We start from the raw sequence: 23,555 nt of genomic DNA, 5'->3' as shown, positions 1-23,555 counted from the left end.
TCTCTGCTCCGTACCCGCACCGTCGGGTTTTTTCGTGAGCGTGGYTGGCAGTCGCCCTGGGTGACTGCTAACATCGCCAGACTTTCCTAGACCAATCAACAACTTAAAAGGGTCTCACATGAGCATCAAGCCGCTTCATGACCGCGTCGTAGTCAAGCCGATCGAAGCCGACGAAATCTCGTCCGGCGGCATCGTGATTCCGGATTCCGCCAAGGAAAAGTCGACCAAGGGTGAAGTCGTGGCCGTCGGCCCGGGCAAGCCCCTGGACAACGGCAGCGTCCGCGCGCCGTCGCTGAAGGTCGGTGACAAGGTCATCTACGGCCAGTACGCCGGCAGCAGCTACAAGTCCGAAGGCGTCGAGTACAAGGTCCTGCGCGAAGACGACATCCTCGCCATCCTCGGCTGAGTGATGCCGCCGGCCCGTGCCGGCGCTTCCGCAATCTCCCCCATTCAAGCAGCCGGGCTTGGCCCGGCTCCACATAAAAGGTAATCGCAATGGCTGCCAAAGATATTCGTTTCGGTGAAGATGCCCGTTCGCGCATGGTGCGCGGCGTCAACGTGCTCGCCAATGCCGTCAAGGCTACCCTGGGCCCGAAGGGCCGCAACGTCGTGCTCGAAAAGAGCTTCGGCGCCCCGACCATCACCAAGGACGGCGTGTCTGTCGCCAAGGAAATCGAACTGGCTGACAAGTTCGAGAACATGGGCGCGCAGATGGTGAAGGAAGTTGCTTCCCGCACCAACGACGACGCCGGCGACGGCACCACCACCGCCACCGTGCTGGCCCAGGCCCTGATCCGCGAAGGCGCCAAGGCCGTCGCGGCCGGCATGAACCCGATGGACCTCAAGCGCGGTATCGACAAGGCCGTCATCGCCGCCGTCGCCGAGCTGAAGAACATCTCCAAGCCCACCACCGACGACAAGGCGATCGCCCAGGTCGGTACGATCTCGGCCAACTCCGACGAATCGATCGGCAACATCATCGCCGAAGCGATGCGCCGCGTGACCAAGGAAGGCGTGATCACCGTTGAAGAAGGCTCGGGCCTGGAAAACGAGCTGGACGTCGTCGAAGGCATGCAGTTCGACCGTGGCTACCTGTCCCCGTACTTCATCAACAACCAGCAGTCGCAGACCGCTGACCTGGACGATCCGTACGTGCTGCTGCACGACAAGAAGATCTCCAACGTGCGCGACCTGCTGCCCGTGCTGGAAGGCGTGGCCAAGTCCGGCAAGCCGCTGCTGATCATCGCCGAAGACATCGAAGGCGAAGCGCTGGCGACCCTGGTGGTCAACACCATCCGTGGCATCGTCAAGGTCGTGGCCGTCAAGGCACCGGGCTTCGGCGACCGTCGCAAGGCGATGCTGGAAGACATGGCCGTGCTGACCGGCGGCACCGTGATCTCCGAGGAAATTGGTCTGTCGCTGGAAAAGGCGACGATCAAGGACCTGGGCCGCGCCAAGAAGGTGCAGGTCTCCAAGGAAAACACCACGATCATCGATGGCGCCGGCGAGAAGGCCAACATCGAATCGCGTGTCACCCAGATCAAGACCCAGATCGAAGACACCTCGTCCGATTACGACCGCGAAAAGCTGCAGGAACGCGTGGCCAAGCTGGCCGGCGGCGTTGCCGTGATCAAGGTCGGTGCCTCGACCGAAATCGAAATGAAGGAAAAGAAGGATCGCGTCGACGACGCCCTGCACGCTACCCGTGCAGCCGTTGAAGAAGGCGTGGTCCCGGGCGGCGGCGTCGCGCTGGTCCGTGCGGTCACCGCGCTGAGCGGCCTGAAGGGTGCCAACGAAGACCAGAACCACGGCATCCAGATCGCCCTGCGCGCGATGGAAGCCCCGCTGCGCGAAATCGTGGCCAATGCCGGTGAAGAGCCGTCGGTCATCGTCAACCGCGTCAAGGAAGGCACCGGCAGCTTCGGCTACAACGCCGCCACCGGTGAGTTCGGCGACATGCTGGAGTTCRGCATCCTGGATCCGACCAAGGTGACCCGTTCGGCCCTGCAGAACGCGGCCTCGATCGCCGGCCTGATGATCACCACCGAAGCCATGGTGGCCGATGCCCCGAAGAAGGATGACGGCGCTGGCGCCGGCGGTGGCGGCATGGGCGGTATGGGTGGCATGGGCGGCATGGACTTCTGATGCCGGCGCCGGCCCCCGGCCGGCACGCATCGGTCCGGTAGGTACCGACCGTTGGTCGGTACCCGCCATGCGCCAACGCAGTACGAAAAACCCCGCCGAAAGGCGGGGTTTTTCGTTGCGCGATGGGAATTACGATTGTCCCAGCGCAAATCAGCGGGGCGTCCGTCAATGAACATTGCAGTCCGCGAAGTTGACGATATGATTAGGTGACTAATCATGTTGTCGACGCATCGTGCTCGAACCTAAACACCACGCTTTCCTGACCGAACTCAAACGCCGCGGACAGTCCGAACTCGACGGCTTGTCACAGTGCTTCCAGCTGCTGTCGCTGGCCAGCGCGATCGACCAGGATTGTGCCCACCGGCTCGCACCGCTGGGCCTGAGCGAGGGCCGCTTCGTGATGCTGTTCCTACTGCAGGGCGCGGACGAAGCGCTGTCGCCGCATCAGTTGGCCGAGCGCGCCGGTGTCACCCGCGCCACTGTCACCGGCCTGCTGGATGGTCTCGAGCGCGATGCACTGCTGGAGCGTCACGTTGATCCGGCCGACAAGCGTCGGGTCAACGTGAGCCTCACCGCCGCAGGGCAAGCCCTCGCGGTTGAGCTGTTTGACCAGCACACGCAGTGGATCCGTACCCTGTTCGCCGATCTCAGCGACGAAGAACGCACGCTGCTCAGCGGCATGCTGTGCCGGATATGGGCGCGAACCGATGCCGGGAGCGCCGCATGAAACCACAGGCGTTGTCGCGCGAACGCCGCGCACAACTCGATGGTGGCAATGCCGAGGCTACCCACCTGGCCGAGGTCCTCGCCGTGGACTTCGCCCGTCTCCTGAGCAACGTCGCCCCATCACTGCCGGCGGCTGCCGTGGCCAACATGCGCAAGGCCGCCAGCAGCGGCATCACCCTGCGCATGCAGGGCGCGGCCACGTTGCTGCGCGCACACGCGCTTGGCGATGCCACGCACTGGTCCACGCACACCAGCGACACCGTGCGTGGCTGGGCCTGCTACCTGATCGGCAGCGACCCGCGCCTGTCGCTGGAACACAAACTCGATGCGCTGCGCGCGCTCGCCGATGACAGCCACTTCGGCGTACGCGAATGGGCGTGGCTGGCCGTACGCCCGCACATCGCCGCCGAGCCGCTGCGGGTGCTCATGCATCTGCAGCCGTGGACCGCCGATCCTTCGCCCAACGTGCGCCGCTTCGCGTGCGAAGCGTTGCGCCCGCGCGGGGTGTGGGCGGCGCATATCACGCTGCTCAAGCAGGAACCACAGCACGCGGCCGCGCTGCTCGATGCGCTGTGCTGCGATGCATCGCGCTACGTGCAGGACTCGGTGGGCAACTGGCTCAACGATGCCGGCAAGAGCCAGCCCGACTGGGTGCGTGCGCTGTGCGATGGCTGGCAGCTGCGGCATGCCGACCATCTCGCCAATACCTACATTCGCAAGCGCGCGTTGCGCTCACTCTGACCCTGGGAATGCCATGTCGTACATGTTGATCGAGCTCTACACCGCCACCCCCGCCTGGACCGCGCTCGACGCCTTGTCGCGTGCGGCCTTCTTCGCCCGCATCGGCGCAGGCATGCAGCACGTGGACCCGGCCAGGATCACGCCACTGGCGATGGGTCCCATCGACCAGGACGTGCCGCATACCCGTGCCGAGCAGTTCTATGCGGTATGGCAGTGCAGCGAACGCCAGGACGCGGATGCATTGCTGGCCGCGATCGATGCCACCGGCTGGCACAGCTATTTCACCACTACGCATGTCGTCGGCGGCGCGGGTGGGTTGCAGCAGCACCTGGCCGAGCTGGCTGCGTTGCCCAAGGCATAGCGACGTCGCGGCCACGGCTGAATGCCGCTGGCCAGTTGCGTTTGAAACATTTTGCGCCGCGCAGAAGCTGTGTTATCAATACTCCCCAATGAACGCACGCCACGCCAATTCCTACTTTTGGTATTACTTTCCGAAGCCACCGGCGGAGGAAGGCATGCGCTCACCCTGAAGAAAGCTTCAGACGCATTCCCGAAAGCCGCCAGCGCACCTGGCGGCTTTTTTGTTGCCGCCGCGCTGGGGACCCCCACTTCCAAGGAGTTTTCCCCATGCCCCCGCACACCGATGACCTGCGCATCCGCAAGATCGAACCGTTGACCCCGCCGGCCCAGTTGCTGGCCATGCTGCCCTGCGACGATGAAGCCTCCGCCACGGTCAGCGCCTCGCGCGCGGCCCTGCACGAGATCCTGCACGGCCGCGACGACCGCCTGGCGGTGGTGATCGGGCCGTGCTCGATCCATGATCCGGTCGCCGCCATCGAGTACGCCCAGCGCCTCAAGCCGCTKCGCGATGCCTTTGCTGACGAGCTGGAAATCGTCATGCGCGTGTACTTCGAAAAGCCGCGTACCACCGTGGGCTGGAAGGGGTTGATCAACGATCCGGACCTGGACGGCAGCTTCAACATCAACAAGGGCCTGCGTGTGGCGCGCGGCCTGCTGCGTGATATCAACAAGCTCGGCCTGCCGGCCGGCGTGGAGTTCCTCGACGTGATCTCCCCGCAGTACATCGCCGACCTCGTCGCCTGGGGCGCCATCGGCGCGCGCACCACCGAAAGCCAGGTGCACCGCGAACTGGCCTCGGGCCTCTCGTGCCCGGTCGGCTTCAAAAACGGCACCGATGGCAACATCAAGATCGCCGCCGACGCGATCGGTGCGGCCTCCAACCCGCACCACTTCCTGTCGGTCACCAAGGAAGGCGGCACCGCCATCGTGGCCACGGCGGGCAACCCGGATTGCCACGTCATCCTGCGCGGCGGCAAGACGCCCAACTACGACGCCACGCATGTGGAAGCGACCAGTCAGACCCTGGCCAAGTCGCACCTGGCCGCGCGCATCATGATCGATGCCAGCCACGCCAACAGCAGCAAGAACCCGGAAAACCAGCCCAAGGTCATCGCCGACATCAACGCACAGCTGGCCAACGGCGAAGAGCGCATCGTCGGGGTGATGGTGGAAAGCCACTTGGTGGCCGGTCGCCAGGATCTGGTCGACGGGCAGCCGCTGACCTACGGCCAGAGCATCACCGATGGCTGCATTGGTTGGGAGAGCTCGCTGGCGGTGTTGGAAAGCCTGGCCGACGCGGTACGCGCGCGCCGCGCGGCCCGGATCAGCGAGGCCGCGTAACGCGGCAGCCGCGCGCACGGCAGCGCGGCCAACCACGCGCGTCGCGCGCGCAGGAACACGTTGATCACGCGTGTCCGCCCATCCSGCCARGACGTTACCRSGTGTAGAGCCACCCCATGGGTGGCTGCACGCGGACCGCGGCGGACGAGCAGCCACCCATGGGGTGGCTCTACCGGAGGKGTGTCGCGGGYCCGRTGATCACGGGGTGCGCSGCAACCGCGCCAACGCCAGATAGATCGCCGGCGTCGTGTACAACGTCAACCACTGGCTCACCAGCAACCCGCCTACGATCGCGATGCCCAGCGGCTGGCGCATCTCCCAGCCCTCGCCAGTGGCCAGCATCAACGGCAACGTGCCCAGCAGCGCCGCCACGCTGGTCATCAGGATCGGCCGGAAACGCAGCCGCGCCGCTTCGCAGATGGCGTCGTACGACGGCAACCCGCGCTCGCGTTCGGCCGACAGCGCGAAGTCGATCATCAGGATGGTGTTCTTCATCACCACGCCCACCAGCAGGAAAAGCCCCAGCAGCGAGATCAGGTTCAACGCATTGCCGAACGCCATCAGTGCCAGCAGCGCCCCCACGCCGGCCGAGGGCAGGGTGGACAGGATCGCCAGCGGTTGCAGGAAGCTCTCGTACAGCACACCCAGCACCAGGTACACCGCCAGCATGGCACCCACGATCAGCCACAGCTGCCGCTCGCGCAGTTTTTCGAAGCCACCGGCCTCGCCACTCAGCCTGGCCTGCACATGGGTAGGCAACATGATCCCGGCCATCGCCCGGTCCACCGCCTTCACCGCCTGGTCCAGGGTGACGCCCGGCGCCAGCGCGAACTCGATCCACACCGAGGCGAACTGCTGGCTGTGGTAGATGCGGTCCGGCGCCATGCCATAGGACCAGCTGGCAATCGAGGACAACGGCAGGCGCTGGCCGTCCTTGCCGATCACGTGGATCTGGTCGAGCGTGGACGGGTCCTGGGTATAACGCGGGTCCAGTTCCATCACCACGCGGTACTGGTTGAGGGTGTCGTACAGCGTGGCCACCTGGCGCTGGCTGAAGGCGTTGTTGAGCACCGAGGCGATCATGCGCATGTCCACGCCGAGCCGCGCGGCGGCGTCGCGGTCGATGTCCAGCACCACCTGGCGCATGCCTTCGTCGCCCTTGGATTCCACATCCACCAGCTCGGGCAGGGCGCGCAGTGCGTTGGCGACCTTGGGCGCCCACTGCCGCAGTGGCGCCAGTTCGCCGGACAGCAGCTGGAACTCGTACTGGCCACTGTCGCCGCTGCCTTCCAGCTTGATGTCCTGGTCCACCCACAGGAACAGGCCGCCGCCAGGAATTTTCGGCATGTTCGTCCGCAGGCGGTCGATCACCTGCTGACTGGACACCTTGCGCTCGGCCAGCGGCTTCATCTTGATCATGATGAACGCATTGTTGACCCCGCTGCGCCCGCCGATATAGCCGATGATGTCGCTGATCGCCGGGTCGGCCAGCAGCAGTTTGCGGTAGGCGTCGATCTTGGGCTGCATCACCTGGAACGATAGCCCGTCATCGCCGCGCGCGAAGCCACGCAGCTGCGCGGTGTCCTGCTTGGGCACAATGCCCTTGGGCACCTGCTGGAACAGCCACACGTTCAGGCCGATCACCGCCGCGAACAGCAGCAACGGCACGGCCAGCCAGCGCAGCATTGTCTGCAGGCTGGTCACATAGCCGCCACGCAGACGCTCGAACAGCGCGGTACCGCCACGCTGCAGCGCGTTACCGGCGCCGGGCCGTTCACGCCCGAGCAGCCGCGCGCACAGCATCGGGGTCAGGCTGAGCGAGACCAACAGCGACACCCCCATCGCCGCCACCAGGGTCAGCGAGAATTCGCGGAACAGCTTCTCCACGAAATCGTCCAGGAACAGGATCGAGACGAACACCACGGCCAGCGCGATGTTCATCGACAACAGCGTGGCGCCCACCTCACCGGCACCGCGCAGCGCCGCGTCCATCGGCGATGCCCCGTTTTCGCGATGGCGGGCGATGTTCTCCAGCACCACGATGGCATCGTCCACCACCAGCACCGCCGCCACGATCAACGCCATCAGCGAGAGCGTGTTGAGCGAGAAGCCCAGCAGGGCGATCACCGCCAGCGCGCCCAGCAACGACACCGGAATGGCCAGGGTCGGCACCAGCGCCGCACGCCAATGGCCGAGGAAGGCCAGCACCACCAGCACCACCAGGGCGATGGCCAGCAGCAGGGTCAGTTCGGCCTCGCGCAGGGTGGCGCGGATCACCGGCGAGCGGTCCATCACCACCTGCATGTCGATGCTGGCCGGCAGCAGTGCCTGCAGGGTGTCCATCTGCGCGTTGATCGCATCGACGGTCTCGATGATGTTGGCGTCCGGCTGCCGGCTCACGATCAGCAGCACGGCTGGGCGTTCGTTGTGGAAGCCGCTGGCGTAGCGGTCCTCCACCCCTTCGCTCACCGTCGCCACGTCCTGCAGGTGCACGGGCCGGCCGTCGCGCATGGCGATGATCAACGCACGGTACTCGGCGGCGCTACGCAGCTGCAGGCTTGCGTCCAGCTGCCATTGCCGGCCCTGGCTGGCCACGGTGCCCAGAGGCTTGAGCGCGTTGGCGTTGCGGATCGCCGCAGCCACGTCGTCCAACGCCACGCGGCGCTGGTTGAGCGCGTTGGGATCGAGCGACACGCGCACCGCCGGCAGCGAGCTTCCGCCGACCTGCACCTCACCGACGCCGGGAATCTGCGCCAGCTTCTGCGCGATTACCGTGGAGGCCACATCGAAAATCTGCCCGGGCGAGAGGCTGTCCGAACTCAGCGCCAGCGCCAGGATCGGTGCCTGCGAGGGGTTGACCTTGCTGTACTGGGGCATGCCCGGCATGCCACTGGGCAGCTGCGCGCGGGCGGCATTGATCGCGGCCTGCACGTCGCGCGCGGCGCTGTCCACGTCGCGGCCAAGTTCGAACTGCAACTCGATCTGGGTCGAGCCCTGGGTACTCGCCGAGTCGATCCGGCTCAGCCCCGGGAGGGTGCCCAGCGCGCGTTCCAGCGGCGTGGCCACGTTGGCGGCCATCGACTCCGGGCTGGCCCCGGGAAGGCTGGCGCTGACGTTGATGGCCGGGTAGTCCACCTGCGGCAGCGGCGCCACCGGCAGCAGCCGCAGACCCAGCAGGCCAGCCAGCACCACCGCCACCGACAACAGCAGGGTCGCCACCGGGTGGTGCACAAACCAGCCGATCGCCCGCGACAGCGGACTCACGCGTGGGCCTCGGCCGCATCGTCGGCCACGGCCATCGGCCGTTGCCGGAAGCGGTCGAAGAACAGGTAGATCACCGGCGTGGTGAACAGGGTGAGCACCTGGCTGACGATCAGCCCGCCCACCATCACCACGCCCAGCGGCTGGCGCAGCTCCGCGCCGGAGCCGCTGGCGAACATCAGCGGGATCGCACCGAACAGCGCGGCCAGCGTGGTCATCAGGATCGGGCGGAAGCGCAGCAGCGCGGCCTGGTGGATCGCCTGGCGCGGCGCCATGCCGGACTCGCGCTCGGCCTCCAGCGCGAAGTCGATCATCATGATCGCGTTCTTCTTCACCAGCCCGATCAGCAGCACGATGCCGATCACCGCGATCAGGTCCAGGCTGCGCCCGCTCAGCAGCAACGCCAGCAGCGCGCCGACCGTGGCCGAGGGCAGGGTGGACAGGATGGTGATGGGGTGGATGAAGCTCTCATACAGCACGCCCAACACCAGGTACATCACCACCACCGCGGCCAGCACCAGCCACAGCGTGCTCGACAGCGACGCGCGGAACGCATCGGCCGCCCCCTGCAGGCGCAACTCCACGCCCGCCGGCAGGCCGATCGCCGCGCGTGCGTCTTCGATCGCCTCCACCGCCTCACCCAGCGAGGCACCGCGCGCCAGGTTGAACGAGAACGTTACCGCCGGGAACTGGCCCACGTGGTTGACCAGCAGGTGCGCCGGACGCTGTTCGATCCGTGCGATGCCGCTCAACGGTACCTGCTTGCCATCGGCGCCGGCCACATGCAGGCGCGCGATCGCATCCGGCCCGAACGCCACAGCCGGGCGCGCTTCCAGCACCACCCGGTACTGGTTGGCCTGGGTGAAAATGGTGGAAATCTGGCGCTGGCCGAACGCGTCGTACAGTGCATCGGCTACCGCATCCACGCTGATGCCCAGCCGCGCGGCCGCTGCCCGGTCGATCAGCACATGCGCCTGCAGGCCCTGATCCTGAAGGTCGCTGGCCACATCGGCCAAGGCGGCCGATTGTTGAAGGTGCGCCAGCAGCGTCGATGTCCACTGCGCGAGCTGGTCGCTGTCCGGGCTGGTCAGGGTGAACTGGTACTGGGTGCGGCTGATCCGGTCCTCGATGCCCAGTTCCTGCACCGGCTGCAGGTACAGCCGGATGCCCGGCACGCGCGCCACGCGCTGCTGCAGCCGCGCGATGATCGCCTGCGCGTCGCTGCTGCGCTGTGCGTGCGGCTTCAGTTCGATCAGCAGCCGCCCGCTGTTGAGCGTGGCGTTGTTGCCATCCACGCCGATGAAGGACGACAGGCTGGCCACGTCTTCATCGCCCAGCAATGCATCGGCCAGCGCCTGCTGGCGCTGCGCCATGGCCTGGAACGAGATCGACTGCGGCGCTTCGCTGATGCCCTGGATCAGCCCGGCATCCTGCACCGGGAAGAAGCCCTTGGGCACCCACACATACAGCGCGGCGGTAAGCAGCAGCGTGGCCACCGTGGCGCCCAGCATCAGCGGCTGGTGCTGCAGCACCCACTGCAGCTGGCGGTCGTAAAGAGCCACCACGCGGTCGAACGGGTCGCCCTGCTGCGACGACTCCCGGCCGTCCGCATCGCGACGCGTGGCATGCCCGGCCTTGAGCAGGCGCGCGCACATCATCGGGGTCAGGGTCAGCGACACCAGCAGCGAAATGCCGATCGCCACCGCCAGGGTGATCGCAAACTCGTGGAACAGCTTGCCGACCACATCGGCCATGAACAGCAGCGGGATCAGGACCGCGATCAGCGATACGGTCAGYGAGATGAGGGTGAAGCCGATCTGTTTCGCGCCCTTCAACGCGGCCTGCATCGGGCTGGCGCCGCGCTCGATATGGCGGGCGATGTTCTCCAGCATCACGATCGCATCGTCGACCACGAAACCGGTGGCGATGGTCAGCGCCATCAGCGTCAGGTTGTTGAGCGAGAACCCGGCCAGCAGCATCACCCCAAAGGTGCCCACCAGCGACAGCGGCACCGCGATGCTGGGAATGATCGTGGCCGGCAGGTTGCGCAGGAACACGAAGGTGACCATCACCACCAGCGCGATGGCGATCAGCAGCTCGTGCTGCACGCCACGGATGGAGGCGCGGATCGACTCGGTGCGGTCGCTCAGCACCGCCACGTCCACGCCCTTGGGCAGCGAGGCCTGCAGCTGCGGCAACAGCGCACGCACCTGGTCCACCACCGCGATCACGTTGGCCCCGGGCTGGCGCTGGATGTTGATCAGCACTGCCGGCGTGGTGCCCGACCACGCGGCCAGCTGCCGGTTCTCGGCGCCATCTTCGATGCTGGCCACATCGCCCAGCCGCAGCGGCGCACCGTCCTTGTAGGCGAGAATCAACGCCTGGTACTCGCTTACCGAGCGCATCTGGTCGTTGGCATCGAGCATGATCGCGCGCGTGGGGCCGTCGAAGCTGCCCTTGGGCAGGTTGACGTTGGCCGCGCCCACCGCCGTGCGGATGCTGGCCATGCTCAGCCCGTTGGCGGCCAGCGCCGAGGGATTCACCTGGATCCGCACCGCCGGGCGCTGGCCGCCGGCCAGGCTGACCAGGCCCACGCCCGGCAACTGCGACAGCCGCTGGGCCATGCGCGTATCCACCAGGTCATGCACCTGCGGCAGCGACAGCCCCTGCGAGGTCACCGCCAGCGTCAGGATCGGGGTATCGGCCGGGTTGACCTTGCGGTACACCGGCGGCACCGGCAGGTCGTCGGGCAGGAAGCTGTCGGCGGCATTGATGGCCGCCTGCACTTCCTGCTCGGCCACGCCGAGGGCGACCTGCAGCGAGAACTGCAGGGTGATCACCGATGCGCCACCGGAGCTGGTCGAAGACATCTGCTTCAGCCCGGGAATCTGCCCGAGCTGGCGCTCCAGCGGTGCGGTCACCGCGCTGGTGGTCACCCCCGGGCTGGCGCCGGGATACAGCGTGGTGACCTGGATGATCGGATAGTCCACCTGCGGCAGCGCCGCCACCGGCAACAGCCGGTACGCCATCACCCCGGACAGCAGCAGCGCCACCATCAGCAGCGTGGTGGCTACCGGGCGCTCGATGAAGACACGCGACAGGTTCATGCCTCGGTCCGCGGCGGATCCTGGCTGACCACCTCTACCTTGGCGCCTTCGCGCAGGCCATCGATGCCCTCCACCACCACCCGCTCGCCGGCCTTGAGCCCTTCGCGCACCGACACGCGCTCACCCTCGGCCGGGCCCAGCACCACGTTGCGCAGGTGCGAGGTGTTGTCCGCGGCGATCACGTACACGTAGTTGCCCTTGCTGCCGAACTGCACCGCCGCATTGGGGATCACCAGCGCATCGGCACTGCTCACCTGCAGGCGGATGTTGACGAACTGGTTGGGAAACAGTGCCTCGTCGGCGTTGGCGAACTGCGCGCGCAGCTTCAGCGTGCCGGTGGCGGTATCGATGCGGTTGTCCAGACTGGACAGCACGCCCCCGCCCAACGACTGGCGCTCTTCGCGATCCCACGCTTCCACGCGCAGTTCCGGCGCGGCGCGCACGGCGGCCACCACGGCCGGCAGGTCCGGCTCGGGCACGGTGAACAGCACGCTGATCGGCGTGGTCTGGGTGATGGTGGCCAGCGGTTCGGTATCGCTGCTGCGCACCAGGTTGCCGACGTCCACGTTGCGCAGGCCCATGCGGCCCGCAACCGGTGCGGTGATGCGGGTGTACTGCAACTGCAGGCGCGCTTCATCGACCGCGGCCTGGTCGGTCTGGCGACGACCCTGCAGCTGGCGCACCTTGCTCTGCTGGTCGCTCAGGTCCTGCGCGGAGACGAAGTGCCTGCGCTGCAGTTCTTCATAGCGTTTGAGCTGGGCCTGGGCGTTGTCCAGCTCGGCCAGGTTCTGCTGCTGGGTGCCCAGCGCACGCGACAGCGCCACCTGGTAGGCGCGCGGATCGATCTCGGCGATCAGGGCGCCGGCCTTGACGTGCTCGCCCTCGCGGAACGACAGCCGCAGCAGTTCGCCATCCACGCGGCTGCGCAGGCTCACCGTGTGCAACGGGGTGACGGTGCCCAGCGCCTTCAGGCGTACCACCAGGTCCTCGCGTACGACGGTGGCCACGCGGACGGGCGTGGCGGCAGCGGCAGGCGCCGCGTCGGCGGCCGGTGCCGGCGCGAGCACGCGCCAGGCGATGGCGGCGGCGGCCAGCACGGCCACGACCAACAGCGGTTTGAACAGACGACGGGAACGCGAGGGCAGCGGGGCAGACATGGGGCATCCTGCGCGTGCGCCATACGGCGAACGCGTCCATGGTTTACCGGCCCGTGGGGGCAGGCGGGGCGAAGTGGGGTTGTCTGGCGGGGCCGCTGGTCGAATGCCGCAGCGTGGCTGGATGCCGACCCGGGAGGGTCGGGGGCGTCATGTTACCGCGTGCGGCAGTCTGCGCTCACATGCCCTTGGTCATGGGATGCAATGAACGCTGCGGTACCGACCGTTGGCCGGTACAAGGTCGCCCGGCCAACGGCCGGGCGCTACAGGTGCATTGAACGTTCCGTTCAATGCACCTCGTCGCGGTAGACGAACTTGGGCATTTCCCAGTTGAAGTGGATCGCCAGCAGGCGCAGCAGGAAGCCACCGCCCAGGCACCACAGCGTGGCCGCATTGAGCGACACGCCCAGTTCCAGCAGGCCCAAGTAGGCCGCGCCGGTGAACAGCGTGATCACCGCATACAGTTCCTTCTGGAAGATCAGCGGCACCTCGTTGCACAGTACATCGCGCAGCACGCCGCCGAAGGCGCCGGTCAGCATCCCGGAGATCAGCACGATCGGTGCGGCGTGGCCGGCCTCGCGCGCCACCGCGCAGCCGATCAGGGTGAAACAGATCAGCCCGAGTCCGTCCAGCACCAGGAAGGTGCGGCGGAAGTGGTGCATCCAGCGCGCCACCCAGGTGGCGATCAAGGCCGCGCAGATGGTGAAGCCCAGGTACTCCGGGTGTTTCACCCAGCCCAGCGGGTAGTGGCCCAGCACGATGTCGCGCAGCGAGCCGCCGCCGAGCGCGGTGACGCAGGCGATGATCACCACGCCGAACAGGTCCATGCGCCGCCGCCCGGCCGACAGTGCGCCGGTCATGGCTTCGGCGGAAATGGCGATGAGGTAAATCAGGGAGAGCAGCATGGCGGGAACTCCGGGCAACGGCAGGCGAGGACGGAACCACGCACACCACACGCCAGCGCAGGGCACTGTCGTGGGATGGGATTCCGTTGCCGCTCCCGCTGTCCTTTTGCCTGAGAGTTCAGTGGCCAAGGCCACGTGCCCCTTCGGCGGGTCATTGAAGACCTCTCTCCAGATCGGCGTGTCGGATGCATGGTTGGTGGCTGTGCAGCCACCGGCCTGAGCGATTATGGGAGCCTGCGCCTTCGGCGGGCGCCAGCGCGGCGCCTCTCTCCTGCATCCGGGCCGGATTCTAGCAGCCAGCGACCCCGCGCCGGTGGATAATCCCGGTATGCCCGCTGAACCCGCCCCCTGGTACGTCTACCTGCTGGAATGCCGCAACGGCAGCTACTACGCCGGCATCAGCAACGACGTGGCGGCCCGCTTCCAGGCCCATGTGGACGGCAAGGGGGCCAAATACACCCGCGCCAATCCGCCGGTGAAGCTGCTGGCGATGCGCGCCTACCCGGACCGCGCCACCGCCTCCAAGGCCGAATGGCAGCTCAAGCGCCAGCCGCGGGCGCGCAAGCTGGCGTGGCTGCAGGCGGTGGAATCGGCGTAGCGCCGGACGCTGCGGGCCGCGCGTCGCTTGTTCGCGTGTTCGCCGCCGACATACCATCGTGCATCTGCCGGTGATCGGCCTGCTGAACCCCTGGAGTGCCATGTCCCGCGACCTGATCCTGTACCCGGAAGACGAAAACGGCGATGTGCTGTGGAACATGCTGCAGGACGGTGATGACCTGTCGATTCCCCGCGAGGTGGATTTCGCGCTGATCTTCCCCACCGAAGACGTGGCCATTGCCTTTGCCGTGCACCTGCTCAAGAACGAACAGAAGGTGTCCTTCGCCCGCTACGAAGGCAACGACGAGTTCCCCTGGCAGATCCTGGTGCACCCGCTGATGGTGCCGACCCACCACAACATCGCCGGCTTCGAAGGCCTGCTGGGTACCGAAGCCATTCCCTACAGCGGACGGCTGGATGGGTGGGGGTGCGTTTCGCAGGGCTGACGCCCTTCAGCACGCCACGTACTGCACGCGACCCCGCCCTTCATTCGCGCACCTGCCGGAGAGCACCGATGTCCGCCCTGTTCCTGATCCTTGCCGCCGCCGCAACCGCCCCGCCCGCCGCAATCGTTCCGGATCCGGCCACGCTGGCGGCCATCGAGGCGACCTGTTTCGATTACGTGGACGGCCAGCTCGAAGCCGATCCACAGCGCGTCGCACGTTCGCTGCACCCGGACCTAGCCAAGCGCGCCATCCTGGGGGATACCCCGGACGAGCGGCTCGGGCTGCGGCGGATGTCCAAGGAAGAGCTGGTCGGGCTGACCCGGCAGGGCGCTCTGAAAACGCCGAAGGAGCAGTGGAACCGCAGCTGCCGGGTGCTGGACGTGACCGGCAACGCCGCCTCGGTGCGGCTGGAAACGCCATGGTTCGTGGACTATTTCCACATGGGCCGTTTCGGCGCGCGTTGGGTCATCGTCAATGCGCTGTGGTACAGCAAGCCGAAGCAATGAGCCCGTCCAGTGTCACCGAACAACCTCGCACATTCCGGGCAAGCGTTACATCCTGATCATCGCGATGACGTCTCATCCGGATCGGGCGCAGACGGGATGGCCTTCCTCCGCCGATCCTCACGGTCATCCCCGAAAATGATCCGCGCGCTGCGCTGGTAGCTCCAGTATGCCACCGCCCAGTTAAGCAGCACCACGATGCGGTTGCGGAAGCCGATCAGGAAGAACACGTGCGCGGCCAGCCAGAACCACCAGGCCAGCACGCCGGACAACTGCAGCCTGCCCAGGTGCACGATCGCGGCCATGCGCCCGATCGTGGCCAGGTTGCCGAAGTCCTGGTACTTGAACGGCCCGGGCGCGGGCTTGTTCTCCAACCGTGCGCGGATGATCGCCGCCACATGCTTGCCCATCTGCTTGGCCGCAGGCGCCACGCCGGGCACCGGCCGGCCGTCGGCCTGGCTGAGCGCGGCCAGGTCGCCGGCGACGAAGATTTCCGGATGGCCGTCCAGGGTGAGGTCTGGCTGCACCGGCACGCGGCCGGCGCGGTCCAGCTGGACGTCCAACGTGCGCGCCAGCGGCGAGGCGGCCACGCCGGCAGCCCACACCACGGTGCGCGCGGGGACGAAGTGATCGCCGAGCTGGAAGCCATCGCTGTTGATGTCGCTGACCGGCGTACCGGTGAGTACTTCCACGCCCAGTTTTTCCAGCTGGCGGCGGGCCTTGAGCGAGAGCACCTCGGGGAAGGTCGACAGCACGCGCGGACCGGCTTCCACCAGCCGCACCTTGGCGCTGGCCGGGTCGATGTGGCGGAATTCATTGCGCAGCGTGTGCCGGGCGATCTCGGCCAGGGTGCCGGCCAGCTCGACGCCGGTCGGGCCACCGCCCACTACCGCGAAGCTGAGCCAAGCCGCCTTGCGCGCCGGATCGGGCTCGGCCTCGGCGCGCTCGAAGGCGAGCAGCAGCTTGCGGCGCAGTGCAAGCGCATCGTCCAGGGTCTTCAGGCCGGGCGCATCGGCGGCCCATTCGTCGTGGCCGAAGTAGGCGTGCGTGGCACCAGTGCACAGCATGAGAGTGTCGTAGCCGAGGTGGCTGCCGTCGGCCAGGATGATCTGGCGGGAGTCCTTGTCGATCGCGGTGACTTCGCCCAGGCGCACTTCCACATTGCGCTGGTCGCCGAGGATGTGGCGCAGCGGCGCGGCGATGTCCGGCGCGGACAGCCCGGCGGTGGCAACCTGGTACAGCAGCGGCTGGAACAGATGGTGGTTGCGGCGGTCCACCAGGGTGATGCGGATGCGCGCGCCGGCCAAGGCGCGCGTGGCCCAGAGGCCGGCGAAACCACCACCGATGATGACAAGGTGGGGCAGGGGATCGCGGGTCATGCAGGGACTCCTTGGGGGCCGGCCGTCCGGCCCATGGGGGACATGGTCGACGCGTTCTATCGTCGCACGTGAAGCGGAACATTCACGTGGATGACAGATACTGGGTTCAGGGGCCGTCGCGCTTGCCGGCGGCCATGTCCTGAGTGCCGTGGAGGCTGAGATGACCGAGCCGGAAAAGCGCATCGCGTTGCTGATCGATGCCGACAACGCGCCCTCGTCGAAGATCGACGTGGTGCTGGCCGAAGTGGCGCGCTACGGCGTGGCCAACGTGCGCCGCGCCTACGGCAACTGGAAGAGTCCGTCGCTGAAAGGCTGGGAATCGGTGCTGCATGCCTACGCGATCCGGCCGATCCAGCAGTTCGCCTACAGCCGCGGCAAGAACGCCTCGGACATGGCCATGGTGATCGATGCGATGGACATGCTGTACGCCCGCAACCTGGATGGGTTTGCGATCGTATCCAGCGATGCGGACTTCACCCCGTTGGTGATGCGCCTGCTCACCGACGGGGTCAAGGTGTACGGCTTCGGGGAAAAGAAAACCCCCGAACCGTTCGTCAATGCCTGCTCCAAGTTCACTTACCTGGAAGCGCTCGGGCAGGACCTGGCTGCCGACGTGGAGGTGGAGCATGGCAACGAGGAAGCGCGCCCGCGCAAGAGTGGCCCGGAGCTGCGCAGCGACACGCGCCTGGTGCAGATGCTGCGCAGTGCGGTGGCCTCGGCCGAGGCCGACGATGGCTGGTCGCACCTGGGACCGGTCGGCAGCCAGATCGGCAACCAGGCCTCGTTCGATTCGCGCAATTACGGCTATGGCAAGCTGAGCGAGCTGCTGGCCGCCACCGGGCTGTTCGAGATGRAGAAGGACGGCAAATCCACCTACGTGCGCGCGCTGCCGAAGAAGAGTGCGGCCAAGCCGGCCAAGTAACGCCTGCATCGGGTCGCGTGCACGGCAGGCATCCGGTTGGACGGGTGAGGCAACACCGGGGGCAGAATCGAACTACAGCGTCTTCGCATCGGATCTCTGGTAGCCGTCGATGACCCCACGGCTGAAGTCCTGCAGCGTCCCGAAGGACATCAGCACCAGGGCCGCGGCCAGCATCAGGTTGCGATGGTTGCGGCGGTAGCCCACCACCAACATCACCACACCGACGCACAACAAGCCGATTTCGAGGAACTGGGTGAACATTCCATTTCATCCTTGAGGTGACGGCCACGCCGCCGATCGGCGTATCGTAGCGGCACCGCGCGGCCCGGTGCCACGCCTCTTGCGACTGGGACATCCAACATGCTGAAGATCTGGGGCCGCCACAATTCAAGCAACGTGCGCAAGGTGCTGTGGTGCGCGGAGGAAATCGGGGCGCCGTACGAGTCGATCCAGGTCGGCGGCGCGTTCGGCGGCACCCAGTCGCCCGAATACCGCGCGATGAATCCCAACGGGCTGGTGCCGGTGATCGAAGACCATGGCCTGCCGCTGTGGGAATCCAACACCATCGTGCGCTACCTGTCGGCGCGGTACGCGCTGGGCACGCTGTACCCCGAAGACGTAGTCGCCCGCGCGCAGTCGGAAAAGTGGATGGACTGGACCACGTCCACCTTCGCCGGGGTGTTCCGCGATCTGTTCTGGGGCACGCTGCGCACCGCCCCGGCCGACCGCGATGAAGCACGCATCGCCGCGGCGCTGGTGCGCTCGGGCGAACTGCTGGCGATGGCCGATGACGCGTTGTCGCGGCAGCCGTGGCTCTCCGGCGACGACTTCGCGATGGGGGATATCCCGCTCGGCGCCTTCATCTACGCCTGGTTCGAAATGCCGATCCAGCGCCCGCACCTGCCGCACCTGGCCGCCTGGTACGAACGCCTCAAACAGCGGCCGGCGTATCAGCGCGGCGTAATGACTGCGTTGACCTGAAGCACAGGATGGCGCGCGCAATGGGTCTGTACCGAGGCGACCGCCTCAATACAGATCCGTCGGATCCACATCCAGCGACCAGCGCACCTTCCGCGCCTGCGGCAACCCATGGATCTGCGGCGTGATCAGATCCAGCACCCCATGCAACGGGCGCCGGRCCGGCGCCGACAGCAGCAGCTGCGTACGCTGGTATCCGGCCCGGCGCGGCATTGGCGCGGGCATCGGACCGTAGCGCTCCACTGCCGCCTCTTCGGGAATCAATCCGCGCACCGCACTCAACATCGCGTTGGCATGCTCCACCTGCTGGGCCTCGGCACGCAGCAGCGCCAGGTGCGCAAATGGCGGGAAACCGGCCGCTTCGCGCTGCTGCAGCTCGGCCTCGGCGAAGGCGTGGTAGCCGCCATTGACCAGTGTTTCCAGCAGGGGGTGCCCGGGGTGGTGGGTCTGCAGCCAGACCTCGCCGGGGTCGGTGGCGCGACCGGCGCGGCCGGCCACCTGGATCAACTGCTGGGCGAGTTTTTCGCTGGCGCGGAAATCGGCCGAGAACAGCCCCTCATCGATCCCCACCACCACCACCAGGGTCAGCTTGGGCAGGTCGTGGCCCTTGGCCAGGATCTGCGTGCCCACCAGGATGCCGGCGCGGTCGCCGAGCGTGGCCAGCTGGGTTTCCAGCGCATCGCGACGCGAGGTCGTGCCGCGGTCGATACGGATCACCGGGTAGTCGGCGAAGGCCTGCACCAGGTGTTCTTCCAGCCGCTCGGTGCCGATGCCCTGCGGCTGCAGCGCCAGGCTGCCGCAGTCCGGGCAGGCCAGCGGCGCGGACTGGCGCGCACCGCAATGGTGGCACTGCAGGCGGCGCCCGCCGGCGTGCACCGTCATCGGTGCATCGCAGCGCTGGCACGGCGCGGTCCAGCCACAGTCGTGGCACAGCAGCACCGGCGCATAGCCGCGCCGGTTCTTGAACACCAGCACCTGGTGGCCGGCCTGCAGGTGGTCGGCGATGCCCTGCAGCACCTCCGGCGACAGGCCATCGCGCAACGGTCGCTTGCGTACATCCAGCACGCGCACGCGCGGCGGTCGCGCCTCGCCGGCGCGCTGTTTCAGGCGCAGGTGCGTGTAGCGTCCGGCCTGCGCGTTGTGCAGCGATTCCAGCGAGGGCGTCGCGCTGCCCAGCACCACCGGCACGTCCAGCGCCTTGGCCCGTACCAGCGCGAAATCACGCGCGTGGTAGCGGATGCCATCCTGCTGTTTGTAGCTGCCATCGTGTTCTTCGTCGACCACGATCAGGCCGGCGTTGGGCAACGGGGTGAACACCGCCGAGCGCGTGCCGACGATCACCTGCGCCTCGCCGCGCGCCGCCGCCGCCCACACCCGCGCGCGCTCGTTGTCGTTCAGGCCCGAATGCAGCACGTGCACCGGGATGCCCAGACGTTTGCGGAAGCGCGACAGGGTCTGCGGGGTCAGGCCGATTTCCGGCACCAGCACCAGCGCCTGGCGACCCCGTGCCAGGCAGTCCACGATCGCCTGCAGGTACACCTCGGTCTTGCCGCTGCCGGTCACCCCGTCCAGCAGGTAGGCCCCGAAGCCGGTGCCGGCGGTGATCGCGGCGATCGCCTCGGCCTGCTCGGGATTCGGCGGCGGTCCGGCACTGGCCTGCGTCACCGCGCGTTGATGGTCCAGCGCGATCCGCTCCACCAGGTTGCGCTTGGCCAGGGCGCGGGCAGCGCTGCGCCAGTCGTCCATGCGCGCGTCCAGCACGTCCTCGTCCACCACCCCGTCAGCCAGCAAGGCGCCCAACCGCTGCGGCCGGGTGCCGGCGCGCAGGCGGTCCCGCTGCGCGTGGCCCGCTTCGGTCAGCTGCCAGCCCCAACGATGGGTGTCGGGCAGCGCATCGCCGCGCCGCAACGGCGCCGGCAACGCGGTGCTGACCACTTCGCCCAACGGCGCATGGGTGTAGCGGGCCAGCCACTGCAGCGAGCTCCACAGCTCCTCGCGCAACAGCGGTGCGTCATCGATCCATTCCAGCGCGGCGCGCAGGCTGCCGCCATCGGCGACCGTGCCGATCGCCGCGACCACCCCGACCAGTTCGCGAGACCCGAACGGCACCCGTATCCGGCGGCCGATCATCCCCGCATGCGGCGGCTCGCCCGGCGGTGGGGCGTAGTCGAACCACTGCGGCAGGGGCAGCGGCACCGCAACCTGGAGGGTCGGCGCATTCAGCAGGGGGGTAGGGCCGCCAGTAAGCGACAGGGGCAGGGCCGGATCGGAGCTGGGCATCGCAGCAGTGTAGCTGTCCATCTCATGCCCGGCAGCGACCTGTGACACGCTCCCCACGCTGACTCGCCCAACCTAAATAGTGGCTAAATATCTGTCCTGTCGAGAGATTCAGGCTTATCCACATCTTCTGTGGATAAGTCTGTGCACCACTGGCGAACTGCGGGCCCGGGGTCAGGGAGTTCCGACGTCTTCCTCAACTTGGTCAAAAAATAGCCACACAACAATAGTCAATTAAAACAATAAGATATCTGTGAAACAAAGCTGAAACATGACCACACCCCCCTTCACGCCCTCTCGGGCGGCGGATTTCATTGATGCTGTGCACAACCTGCGCCCGTACCTGCGTCTATCCGGCCTCTGCGTCTTCACACGTGGCCTACATTGGCACGCCCGATCAGCGACGCAATCGCTATCATTTCCGCACTTGATGGAGTTGCTATGACGGCTGCGACGGCCCCCGTTTCCTCTACCGCAGCCGGCGCGCTGTCGGCGTTCCTGCGTGGCGTTGAACGCCGCGCGCTGGTGGTGGCCGAGCTGCAATGCGGCGACCCGACCGTGGCCGAACAGGCCCTGGTGGCGGTGATGCGGGCCTTCGCCGGTATCGCCAGCGACGTGCCGATGGCGCAGTGGCCGGACCGTTTCTGGATCCTGCTGGCCCATCGCACCCCGATCCGGGTGCCCGCCGCCGGCGGCCAGTGGCCGCCGGAACTGGCCCACCTGCCTGCGCTGGCACCGGCGGCGCGGCTGGCGCTGCTGCTGCGCATCGGCGGCAGCCTGGACGAGGCCGCCGCTGCGCAGATCCTCGATCTGCCCGTGGCCGACTATCAGCAGGCCCTGGCCGAGGCGTGCCCGCGCGATGCCCAGGGCCATCCCGATGCGTCTGCCTGGCGCGCGCTGGCCGAGCAGGTGCAGCTGCGCCTGCGCGACCTGCCGCTGTCGCGCCTGCAGCGGCTGCAGCAACCCGTCGCCGCGCCTGCGCCGAGCCAGGACACCGCCTCCTGGCGCACCCCGAACAAGGCCGACGCCCGGCCGACGCGTGCGCCGAAGCGCCGGGGGGCACGCCGACTGCCATGGAAGGGGTTGCTGATCGTGGCGGTCACCACCGGGGTCCTGCTTGGCGGCGCAGCCTGGTGGAAGCACGCGCGCCACGGCACCGATCCGGTCGCCAGCACGCCGGAAGGCGCCGTGGGCGACACCGGCCCGGTGACGGTGGAGGAACTGCCCGCCGAGGATCTGCCGGTGACCGCCCCGGTCGACCCGGCACACACCGCCAGCGACGCGGCGATGCTGGCTGATCCGGCGCTGGCGGTAGCGCGGGACGCCGACCTGTATGCCTGGTTTGCCGCAGGCGGGCCGGTACCGGTCGACGAATCGCAACCGCAACCCAGCCGCCCGGAACCGGCGACGGCCGGCCTGGAGACCAGCACCGATGAGTAAGACGCTCCTGAGCCTGGTCGTGGGCCTGTCGCTGGCAGGCAGCGCAGCGGCGGCGCCGGAATCGGTGGCTTTGCCGCTGCCGGTGCCCTCCAGCGCCACCCCGGTACCGACGACCCGCCCGGCCATTCCGGCCACGCCGGCCGCGCTGGATCCGGCGCAGCTGCGCGACCTGCGCAGCCGCTACGCGGCATGGCAGGCCTTGCCCGAACCCGAGCGCGCGCGCGTGCGCGAGGCCGCGCGCCGCATCGCCGCGTTGCCACCGGCCCAGCAACAGGCCCTGCGCGAGCGTTTCGCCCAGCAGGACCAGCRCTTCCGCGGTGGCTGGCTGCTCGGCCCGCAGCTGGGCCAGCTGTTCCCCAAGCTGCAGGGTCTGTTTGGCTACCTGCCGGCCGAGCAGCGTGAGCCGGCGCTGGCGGTCCTGCGCCAGCTCAGTACCGACCAGCTTGCCCAGCTCACCCTGGTGGCCCAGCGCACCCCACCGCAGGAACGCGAACAGGTGCGGGCCCAGTTCCTGGCGCTGGCCCCGGGCGCGCGCGATGCGTGGTTGAAGCAGAACGTTGGGCATTGATCGGGCACGGGGCGTCACGCAGTGCGTGGCGCCCTCTGTCGCAAACCGCACGTTTACCGGCCATCGTGGGTTTTGATCGCCTGCGGGCGTAAGATGCCCGGCTGCAACCCGGTGCCTGTGCCCTCCGCGCGCGACCGTAGTTGTCGTCTGTGATTCCCATGTCCATCGCAACTCCCACGCCGCGCCTCTCCCACGAAGTGCGCGCCACCGGCCTGCTCGCGCTGCCGCTGGTCCTGGGCCACGTTTCCACCGGCCTGATTTCCTTCGTCGACAACGTCATCGCCGGCCACCACGGCACACAGACGCTGGCTGCGGTCACCATCGGCACCGCGCTGCTGTGGCTGCCGATGCTGATCCCGATCGGTACGCTGATCTCGCTCACCGCCTCGGTGTCGCAGTTGCACGGCGCCGGGCGCGAGCGCGAGATCGGCCCGTTGTTCCGCCAGGCGCTGTGGTTGGCGCTGGGCCTGGGCCTGATCATGTTCACCTTCCTCACGGTGGTGCCACCGCTGCTGCCGGCGTTCGGCATCGCGCCGGACATCGTGCCCGGGGCGACGGCGTTCCTGCATGCGGTGCGCTGGGGCGGACCGGCGCTCACCCTGTACTTCTGCATGCGCTACCTCAGCGAAGGCATGCACTGGACGCTGCCGACCATGATCCTGGGCTTCGGCGGCCTGCTGGTGCTGGCGCCGCTGGGCTATGTGC

General features: G+C 67.7%; 21 protein-coding genes and 2 riboswitches. Of the genes, 14 read left to right on the top strand and 7 right to left on the bottom strand.

The genetic code is table 11. The annotated features are described in order from the left end of the window. Nucleotides 1–118 precede the first annotated feature (118 nt). The 6 genes from ACXJKH_RS02435 to aroG all read left to right on the top strand — a co-directional run bounded on the left by ACXJKH_RS02435 (nt 119) and on the right by aroG (nt 5,313). Nucleotides 119–406 carry a co-chaperone GroES gene (locus ACXJKH_RS02435; protein WP_256775965.1) on the top strand — a complete coding sequence of 96 codons (288 nt, stop codon included), beginning with the start codon at nt 119–121 and terminating at the stop codon, nt 404–406. An 89-nt stretch (nt 407–495) separates the two neighbouring features. After that, nucleotides 496–2,145: a chaperonin GroEL gene (gene groL, locus ACXJKH_RS02430; protein WP_457318164.1), complete on the top strand. Its 1,650-nt coding sequence runs from the start codon at nt 496–498 to the stop codon at nt 2,143–2,145. Between the two features lie 232 nt (nt 2,146–2,377). Further along, the gene (locus ACXJKH_RS02425; protein ID WP_457318163.1) at nt 2,378–2,872 is read left to right on the top strand and encodes a MarR family winged helix-turn-helix transcriptional regulator; all 495 of its coding nucleotides are present in this window, start codon (nt 2,378–2,380) and stop codon (nt 2,870–2,872) included. Continuing rightward, nucleotides 2,869–3,612, top strand: coding sequence for a DNA alkylation repair protein (locus ACXJKH_RS02420; protein ID WP_457318162.1), 744 nt, complete (start codon nt 2,869–2,871; stop codon nt 3,610–3,612). Before ACXJKH_RS02425 ends, ACXJKH_RS02420 begins: the two co-directional genes overlap by 4 nt. Nucleotides 3,613–3,625: 13 nt before the next feature. Next, nucleotides 3,626–3,973: a DUF6616 family protein gene (locus ACXJKH_RS02415; RefSeq protein ID WP_457318161.1), complete on the top strand. Its 348-nt coding sequence runs from the start codon at nt 3,626–3,628 to the stop codon at nt 3,971–3,973. 266 nt (nt 3,974–4,239) lie between these two features. Next, nucleotides 4,240–5,313 (top strand): 3-deoxy-7-phosphoheptulonate synthase AroG, encoded by a 1,074-nt coding sequence (gene aroG, locus ACXJKH_RS02410; protein ID WP_457318160.1) that lies wholly within the window; start codon nt 4,240–4,242, stop codon nt 5,311–5,313. 198 nt (nt 5,314–5,511) lie between these two features. On the opposite strand, the gene ACXJKH_RS02405 is transcribed toward aroG, so the two are convergent. The 4 genes from ACXJKH_RS02405 to ACXJKH_RS02390 form a co-directional block, all read right to left on the bottom strand. Beyond that, nucleotides 5,512–8,577 carry an efflux RND transporter permease subunit gene (locus ACXJKH_RS02405; RefSeq protein WP_457318159.1) on the bottom strand — a complete coding sequence of 1,022 codons (3,066 nt, stop codon included), beginning with the start codon at nt 8,575–8,577 and terminating at the stop codon, nt 5,512–5,514. Then, the gene (locus ACXJKH_RS02400; RefSeq protein ID WP_457318158.1) at nt 8,574–11,681 is read right to left on the bottom strand and encodes an MdtB/MuxB family multidrug efflux RND transporter permease subunit; all 3,108 of its coding nucleotides are present in this window, start codon (nt 11,679–11,681) and stop codon (nt 8,574–8,576) included. Before ACXJKH_RS02400 ends, ACXJKH_RS02405 begins: the two co-directional genes overlap by 4 nt. Continuing rightward, nucleotides 11,678–12,838, bottom strand: coding sequence for an MdtA/MuxA family multidrug efflux RND transporter periplasmic adaptor subunit (locus ACXJKH_RS02395; RefSeq protein WP_256775957.1), 1,161 nt, complete (start codon nt 12,836–12,838; stop codon nt 11,678–11,680). The genes ACXJKH_RS02400 and ACXJKH_RS02395 overlap by 4 nt, the downstream gene beginning before the upstream one ends. Nucleotides 12,839–13,122: 284 nt before the next feature. Next, nucleotides 13,123–13,740: a trimeric intracellular cation channel family protein gene (locus ACXJKH_RS02390; RefSeq protein WP_457318157.1), complete on the bottom strand. Its 618-nt coding sequence runs from the start codon at nt 13,738–13,740 to the stop codon at nt 13,123–13,125. A 90-nt stretch (nt 13,741–13,830) separates the two neighbouring features. Next, nucleotides 13,831–13,922: riboswitch (glycine riboswitch) on the bottom strand. An 8-nt stretch (nt 13,923–13,930) separates the two neighbouring features. Next, nucleotides 13,931–14,024: riboswitch (glycine riboswitch) on the bottom strand. Nucleotides 14,025–14,068: 44 nt separating this feature from the next. Between ACXJKH_RS02390 and ACXJKH_RS02385 the strand changes: the two genes are divergently transcribed. The 3 genes from ACXJKH_RS02385 to ACXJKH_RS02375 all read left to right on the top strand — a co-directional run bounded on the left by ACXJKH_RS02385 (nt 14,069) and on the right by ACXJKH_RS02375 (nt 15,289). Continuing rightward, nucleotides 14,069–14,338 carry a GIY-YIG nuclease family protein gene (locus ACXJKH_RS02385; protein ID WP_457318156.1) on the top strand — a complete coding sequence of 90 codons (270 nt, stop codon included), beginning with the start codon at nt 14,069–14,071 and terminating at the stop codon, nt 14,336–14,338. 100 nt (nt 14,339–14,438) lie between these two features. After that, entirely contained in the window at nt 14,439–14,783 is a 345-nt protein-coding gene (locus ACXJKH_RS02380; protein ID WP_256775954.1) for a ribonuclease E inhibitor RraB, read from the top strand. Between the two features lie 68 nt (nt 14,784–14,851). Beyond that, nucleotides 14,852–15,289, top strand: coding sequence for a nuclear transport factor 2 family protein (locus tag ACXJKH_RS02375; protein WP_256775953.1), 438 nt, complete (start codon nt 14,852–14,854; stop codon nt 15,287–15,289). A gap of 56 nt (nt 15,290–15,345) precedes the next feature. Here the strand turns inward: ACXJKH_RS02375 and ACXJKH_RS02370 are convergent, their stop codons facing one another. After that, a complete protein-coding gene (locus tag ACXJKH_RS02370) occupies nt 15,346–16,665 on the bottom strand; it encodes an NAD(P)/FAD-dependent oxidoreductase (protein ID WP_457318155.1) in 1,320 nt (439 codons plus the stop codon). A 160-nt stretch (nt 16,666–16,825) separates the two neighbouring features. Between ACXJKH_RS02370 and ACXJKH_RS02365 the strand changes: the two genes are divergently transcribed. Further along, entirely contained in the window at nt 16,826–17,587 is a 762-nt protein-coding gene (locus tag ACXJKH_RS02365; RefSeq protein ID WP_457318154.1) for an NYN domain-containing protein, read from the top strand. A 72-nt stretch (nt 17,588–17,659) separates the two neighbouring features. On the opposite strand, the gene ACXJKH_RS02360 is transcribed toward ACXJKH_RS02365, so the two are convergent. After that, nucleotides 17,660–17,848: a hypothetical protein gene (locus ACXJKH_RS02360; protein WP_457318153.1), complete on the bottom strand. Its 189-nt coding sequence runs from the start codon at nt 17,846–17,848 to the stop codon at nt 17,660–17,662. Between the two features lie 99 nt (nt 17,849–17,947). On the opposite strand from ACXJKH_RS02360, the gene ACXJKH_RS02355 reads away from it, so the two are divergent. Continuing rightward, entirely contained in the window at nt 17,948–18,568 is a 621-nt protein-coding gene (locus ACXJKH_RS02355; RefSeq protein ID WP_256775950.1) for a glutathione S-transferase family protein, read from the top strand. A gap of 45 nt (nt 18,569–18,613) precedes the next feature. On the opposite strand, the gene ACXJKH_RS02350 is transcribed toward ACXJKH_RS02355, so the two are convergent. After that, nucleotides 18,614–20,788, bottom strand: coding sequence for a primosomal protein N' (locus ACXJKH_RS02350; RefSeq protein ID WP_457318165.1), 2,175 nt, complete (start codon nt 20,786–20,788; stop codon nt 18,614–18,616). 495 nt (nt 20,789–21,283) lie between these two features. On the opposite strand from ACXJKH_RS02350, the gene ACXJKH_RS02345 reads away from it, so the two are divergent. The 3 genes from ACXJKH_RS02345 to ACXJKH_RS02335 form a co-directional block, all read left to right on the top strand. Beyond that, nucleotides 21,284–22,282 (top strand): hypothetical protein, encoded by a 999-nt coding sequence (locus ACXJKH_RS02345; RefSeq protein ID WP_457318152.1) that lies wholly within the window; start codon nt 21,284–21,286, stop codon nt 22,280–22,282. Continuing rightward, the gene (locus ACXJKH_RS02340; protein ID WP_457318151.1) at nt 22,275–22,850 is read left to right on the top strand and encodes a DUF3106 domain-containing protein; all 576 of its coding nucleotides are present in this window, start codon (nt 22,275–22,277) and stop codon (nt 22,848–22,850) included. Before ACXJKH_RS02345 ends, ACXJKH_RS02340 begins: the two co-directional genes overlap by 8 nt. Nucleotides 22,851–23,008: 158 nt before the next feature. Then, nucleotides 23,009–23,555, top strand: a 547-nt coding sequence (locus ACXJKH_RS02335) for an MATE family efflux transporter (RefSeq protein ID WP_457318150.1), incomplete at its 3' end; no start/stop codon positions are given.

The organism is Stenotrophomonas sp. P5_B8 (assembly GCF_054049855.1).
Note: the sequence above shows the minus strand (reverse complement) of the source record. Positions and strands in the feature narration are given on the sequence as shown.

Coding starts and splice junctions, on each gene's coding strand:
- ACXJKH_RS02435 (WP_256775965.1), top strand. CDS start 119: ATGAGCATCAAGCCGCTTCATGACCGCGTCGTAGTCAAGCCGATCGAA.
- ACXJKH_RS02420 (WP_457318162.1), top strand. CDS start 2,869: ATGAAACCACAGGCGTTGTCGCGCGAACGCCGCGCACAACTCGATGGT.
- ACXJKH_RS02415 (WP_457318161.1), top strand. CDS start 3,626: ATGTCGTACATGTTGATCGAGCTCTACACCGCCACCCCCGCCTGGACC.
- ACXJKH_RS02395 (WP_256775957.1), bottom strand. CDS start 12,838: ATGTCTGCCCCGCTGCCCTCGCGTTCCCGTCGTCTGTTCAAACCGCTG.
- ACXJKH_RS02390 (WP_457318157.1), bottom strand. CDS start 13,740: ATGCTGCTCTCCCTGATTTACCTCATCGCCATTTCCGCCGAAGCCATG.
- ACXJKH_RS02385 (WP_457318156.1), top strand. CDS start 14,069: ATGCCCGCTGAACCCGCCCCCTGGTACGTCTACCTGCTGGAATGCCGC.
- ACXJKH_RS02380 (WP_256775954.1), top strand. CDS start 14,439: ATGTCCCGCGACCTGATCCTGTACCCGGAAGACGAAAACGGCGATGTG.
- ACXJKH_RS02375 (WP_256775953.1), top strand. CDS start 14,852: ATGTCCGCCCTGTTCCTGATCCTTGCCGCCGCCGCAACCGCCCCGCCC.
- ACXJKH_RS02370 (WP_457318155.1), bottom strand. CDS start 16,665: ATGACCCGCGATCCCCTGCCCCACCTTGTCATCATCGGTGGTGGTTTC.
- ACXJKH_RS02360 (WP_457318153.1), bottom strand. CDS start 17,848: ATGTTCACCCAGTTCCTCGAAATCGGCTTGTTGTGCGTCGGTGTGGTG.
- ACXJKH_RS02355 (WP_256775950.1), top strand. CDS start 17,948: ATGCTGAAGATCTGGGGCCGCCACAATTCAAGCAACGTGCGCAAGGTG.
- ACXJKH_RS02345 (WP_457318152.1), top strand. CDS start 21,284: ATGACGGCTGCGACGGCCCCCGTTTCCTCTACCGCAGCCGGCGCGCTG.